Source organism: Desulfonatronospira sp. (assembly GCA_003563255.1).
GTDB lineage: Bacteria > Desulfobacterota > Desulfovibrionia > Desulfovibrionales > Desulfonatronovibrionaceae > Desulfonatronospira.
Genome location: PWSL01000354.1, coordinates 1 through 4,525, shown reverse-complemented (window position 1 = coordinate 4,525; position 4,525 = coordinate 1). Strand labels below are relative to the sequence as shown.

General features: G+C 57.0%; 4 protein-coding genes and 1 pseudogene. 4 read left to right on the top strand and 1 reads right to left on the bottom strand.

The window, feature by feature from the left end:
* From QZP87_RS10285 to QZP87_RS10275, 3 genes and pseudogenes are all read left to right on the top strand, one after another.
* A pseudogene (locus QZP87_RS10285) lies at positions 1-324 on the top strand (hypothetical protein); the annotation flags it as partial.
* A gap of 231 nt (positions 325-555) precedes the next feature.
* Positions 556-1,935, top strand: coding sequence for an MATE family efflux transporter (locus tag QZP87_RS10280; protein ID WP_291322833.1), 1,380 nt, complete (start codon positions 556-558; stop codon positions 1,933-1,935).
* A gap of 19 nt (positions 1,936-1,954) precedes the next feature.
* The gene (locus QZP87_RS10275) at positions 1,955-2,347 is read left to right on the top strand and encodes an FxsA family protein (RefSeq protein WP_291322832.1); all 393 of its coding nucleotides are present in this window, start codon (positions 1,955-1,957) and stop codon (positions 2,345-2,347) included.
* A gap of 160 nt (positions 2,348-2,507) precedes the next feature.
* Here QZP87_RS10275 and QZP87_RS10270 read toward each other — a convergent pair whose 3' ends face one another.
* Positions 2,508-2,954: an NUDIX hydrolase gene (locus QZP87_RS10270; protein ID WP_291322831.1), complete on the bottom strand. Its 447-nt coding sequence runs from the start codon at positions 2,952-2,954 to the stop codon at positions 2,508-2,510.
* Positions 2,955-3,134: 180 nt separating this feature from the next.
* Between QZP87_RS10270 and QZP87_RS10265 the strand changes: the two genes are divergently transcribed.
* Positions 3,135-4,525 (top strand): UbiD family decarboxylase (locus QZP87_RS10265; protein ID WP_291322830.1); only part of this gene is annotated, 1,391 nt, incomplete at its 3' end.

Here is a 4,525-nt window from a genome sequence, read left to right as displayed (position 1 = left end):
TTTTCCACGGCCGTGTTTGCAGCGGTGGGCATCATGTCCATACACTCTGTAAAATTTTCCAGGCTGTCCATGGGCAATGCCTTTGTCCTGGGTCTGGCCCTGCTGGCCATGCTGGGTGTGGGGGGTGAGAATACCGACGTGGGGGCGCACCTCTTCGGCCTGGCTGCAGGTTTCGGGCTGGGCATCCTGACCCTCAGGGCGGTGGACATGCAGGAAAGCCTGCAGCGGGTGGATTTTCTTTTCGGAATCACCGCCGGGCTCCTGGTGGTGGAAAGCTGGCTCATGGCCCTGTGGGGAAAGGGTCTTGTGGATGTGCTTTTTTGATAAGTCCCCCATGCCAGGGGCAGGCCAGGGCTTTTTAACTCATCGTATCTGTTTAGCGCTTTTAAGGAAAGCAGGGGACAGGCACCCCCGCACTTATTTTTTCAAAGGATGATTGACAGGCATTAAAAATAAGTGCGGGGAGAGCCAGTCCCCATGCCACATGCAAAGCGCTGAACAGATACAACTCATCAATGTGTCACATGAAATGCAAAATTCTGGACTCGGGTCTTAATGCCTGAAAAAGGCTCATACAGAACCATCTGGACCCTGGCCTGGCCGCAGCTGCTCATGATGTTCTTTCACTTCCTCATAGGATTTGTGGACGTGTGGGTGGCGGGACGCCTGGGGCGCGAAGTCCAGGCCAGCATGGGCATGATCACCCAGGCCCTTTTCTTTTTCCTGGTGGTGGCCATAGCCCTGGCCAACGGCAGCGTTGCCGCCATAAGCCAGTCCTGGGGGGCGGGGCTCATGCTCCGGGTGAAGAGATACATCGGGCTGGGCTTAGAGATCGGCGTCTGCCTGGGATTTGTTTTTCTGGCGGCGGGACTTCTGTTGAAAGATGTCCTGCTGGACCTTTTGCAGCTTTCCGACGAGGTCCTGCCCGTGGCCGGGTATATCCTGCAGGTTTTTTTGTATATTCTGCCCGGGTATTACCTGCTCATCATCTGCAACGCCATGTTCAGGGCGCAGCAGAAGGTCATGATTCCTTTGTATTCCATGATGATCGTGACCGCGGTGAACACCTTCGGGGACTTTGCCCTGGGCCTGGGCTGGTGGGGTTTTCCCATGCTCGGCTACAAGGGGCTGGCCTGGACCACTTTCGGCGCGGTACTCTGCGGAGTGCTCTTCAACCTGTTTATCCTTTACCGCCAGGGATTTTTGAAGCGCGCAAGCTTTGCCCCCTGGCGCTGGATCAAAAGGGCCTGGCCTTACCTGTTCAAAGTGGCCTGGCCCGCAGGCCTGGTTCAGGTGGTGTGGCACTCGGCCTATCTGGTGCTTTTTGCCATTACCGCGGCCCTTCCAGTGGGCAGTGTGGTGGCTCTGGCCGGCATGAGCGCGGGGCTGCGGGTGGAATCGCTTCTTTTTCTGCCCGGAGTGGCCTTTAATTTTACCGCTTCCATCCTGGTGGGCAACTGCCTGGGAAGGGGGGACGTGCAGGGGGCCAAAAAGATCGGTTACCAGGTGATGCTGGTGGCCCTGGTCTCGGTCAGCCTTTTGACCATTGCCATGTGGCAGGTGATTGAGCCGGTGGCCGGCTTTGTGGCTCCGGACCCGGAGGTGAGCCGGGAAGCTGTAAATTATCTCCAGTACAACATGGCGGCCATTCCCTTTCTACTGGTGGCCATGGTCCTGGGAGGAGCCCTGACCGGAGCCGGGGCCACGCTTTACCAGATGTTCGGCATGGGAGCGGCTTCCTGGCTTATCAGGGTACCTCTGGCCTATATCCTGGGGCACCTGGTCATCCGGGAGGCCACCGGGATATGGATGGCCATGTTTATTTCCATGGTTTTTCAGGCCGGGATAATGCTGTATCTTTACCAGTTCACCAACTGGGCGAATTTCGCCCAGAGAAAAGGCAAACAGCCGGGACAACCGGCACAGGCAGGGTAAATTAACCCAGAGAAAAATTATGTTTTTAAAAATTTTCGCCGCGTTTGTAATTCTGCCCATTGTGGAGATCTACGTACTGATCAAGATCGGAACTCACATAGGGGCCTTGTGGACCATAGCTCTGGTCATAGCCACCGCCTTTGTGGGGGCCTTCCTGGCCAGGATGCAGGGGGCCTACACCATGTTCAGGCTGCGCACCAACCTGCAGCAGGGGATTCCGCCCACTCACGACATCCTGGATGCGTTTCTCATATTCGCAGCCGGCCTGGTCTTTCTGACCCCGGGGTTTATTACCGATCTCATGGGCCTTCTGGTGCTCATCCCCCAGACCAGGAAGATCATCAGGTCCTGGCTGGTGAAGAAAATCGATCTGTGGATGCGGCAGGGCAATGTCTACGTTATCCGCAGATAAAGCGGTTATTCTATCACTACAGCGACACTTTATTTGAACTCGCAGGGGACTGTCTCCCCCGCACTTATTTTTCTGTCAGGTTTTCAGAGTCTTTGAAATTATAAGTGCGGGGTGCCTGTCCCCTGTGAGGCAAAAATTTACACAAAGTGTCGCTGTAGTGCTAAAGAGAGCTTAGCAGTTCCAGGGTGGTGGAACTCAGATTATAGTCTGAAAAGTTCTCCCGGGGGATCCATGCGGCTCTGGATGCGTCCGCTCCAGCCCGGATCTGTCCGCTCAAGTATTCGGCCCACAGGTCCACAATGACGTAGTGAAAGAGGATGTTGCCTGCTTCATCACGGTGGATGAGATCAAAGGTAAGTACCGGCCGGCCGGCCCGCACCGTCAGCCCGGTCTCCTCCAGGACCTCGCGTTCTGCAGCCTGCTGCATGCTCTCCCCCAGCCTTATCTTGCCTCCCGGGATGGACCACTGGCCCTGAGCCGGGGGATTGGCCCTCTGCACCAGCAGAAAACTGCCTTCAAGCCTGACCACCGCACCCACCGCCACCCGGGGCAGGGAAGGGTATGCTCCACGGGAATGGTGACGGGACGTCTGCATATCCTGGTTCATAATTTTTTGTCCTTAATTCTGCAGTCCTTTGCTGCTCAATTGATCCGGCCTTGACCTTTAGCGCTCATTGATTCAAGATTCAACAGGATTTTGTTTTGAAATCAGCAGTCTTTAAAATACCCGGGCACACCCTGGTATCAGCTGCCCAGGAATGGTTCACGTCAACAACAGGAGTTTAACTTGGGTTATACAAACATGCGCCATTGTCTGGAGGACCTGGAGGCCAGGGGAGACCTGGTACGCATCAGCACGGAAGTAGATCCCTACCTGGAGGCAGGTGCCATCCAGCGCCGGGTTTTTCAGAATAAAGGCCCGGCCCTGCTTTTCACCAATGTCAAGAACACCACTTTTCCCATGGCCGGAAATGTCTTCGGTACCATGCAGCGGGCACGCTACATTTTCCGGGACACCCTGGACACCCTGGACCGGCTTTTCAAGCTCAAAATCGATCCCCTGCTCTTTTTCAAGGCCCCCTGGAAATACCTGGATGTTCTGCCCATGCTGGCCAGGACAATGCCCAAACGCGTTTCCCAGGGACCCATTTCCAGAGGGGAAACCACCATCGAGCGCCTGCCTCAGCTGGTATCCTGGCCCATGGACGGCGGGGCTTACGTCACCCTGCCCCAGGTGTATTCCGAGAATCCCGCCAGGCCCGGGATCATGCAGTCCAACCTGGGCATGTACCGGGTACAGCTGACAGGCAACGATTTCAGGACCAACAGGGAAGTGGGGCTGCACTACCAGATCCACAGGGGCATCGGGTATCATCACAAGCTGGCCCTGGAGGGGGGCGAGCCTCTCAGGGTCAATGTCTTTGTGGGCGGTCCCCCGGCCATGACCCTGGCCGCGGTCATGCCCCTGCCGGAAAACGTCCCGGAAGTGGTCTTTGCCGGGTCCCTGGGCGGGCACAGGATAAAGATGGTCCAGGCCGCCAACGGCCTGCCCATGCCCGCTGAAGCCGATTTCTGCATTTCGGGCCACATTGTCCCCGGCAGGGAACTGCCTGAAGGTCCATTCGGGGATCATCTGGGTTATTACAGCCTGCGCCACGATTTTCCCGTGCTCCGGGTGGAAAAGGTGCACCACCGGGTGGACGCGGTGTGGCCCTTTACCACTGTGGCCCGTCCGCCCCAGGAAGATACAGTCTTCGGGGACCTTATTCATGAACTTACAGCCCAGCTCATACCCACGGTTTTCAGCGGGGTGCGCGAGGTACATGCAGTGGACGCTGCAGGGGTTCACCCCCTGCTCCTGGCTGTGGGAAGGGAAAGCTATGTGCCCTTCGCCAGGCAGAGACAGCCCCAGGAGTTATTGACCAATGCCATGAACCTGCTGGGCCAGAGCCAGACCTCCCTGGCCAAGTACCTGGTCATCGCGGCCCTGGAGGATGATCCGGGAATTTCAGCCAGGCATATTCCGCGCTTTGTGCAGCATGTGCTGCAGCGCATGGATTTTGCCCGGGACCTGCATTTCATCACCAGGACCACCATGGATACCCTGGATTACTCCGGCATAAGCCTGAACCAGGGCTCCAAACTCATCATGGCCGCTGCCGGCGAGGTCAAAAGAAG

Bases quoted from the DNA above. Each gene is read 5' to 3' on its own strand.
- QZP87_RS10280 (WP_291322833.1), top strand. From the start codon at position 556: ATGCCTGAAAAAGGCTCATACAGAACCATCTGGACCCTGGCCTGGCCG.
- QZP87_RS10275 (WP_291322832.1), top strand. From the start codon at position 1,955: ATGTTTTTAAAAATTTTCGCCGCGTTTGTAATTCTGCCCATTGTGGAG.
- QZP87_RS10270 (WP_291322831.1), bottom strand. From the start codon at position 2,954: ATGAACCAGGATATGCAGACGTCCCGTCACCATTCCCGTGGAGCATAC.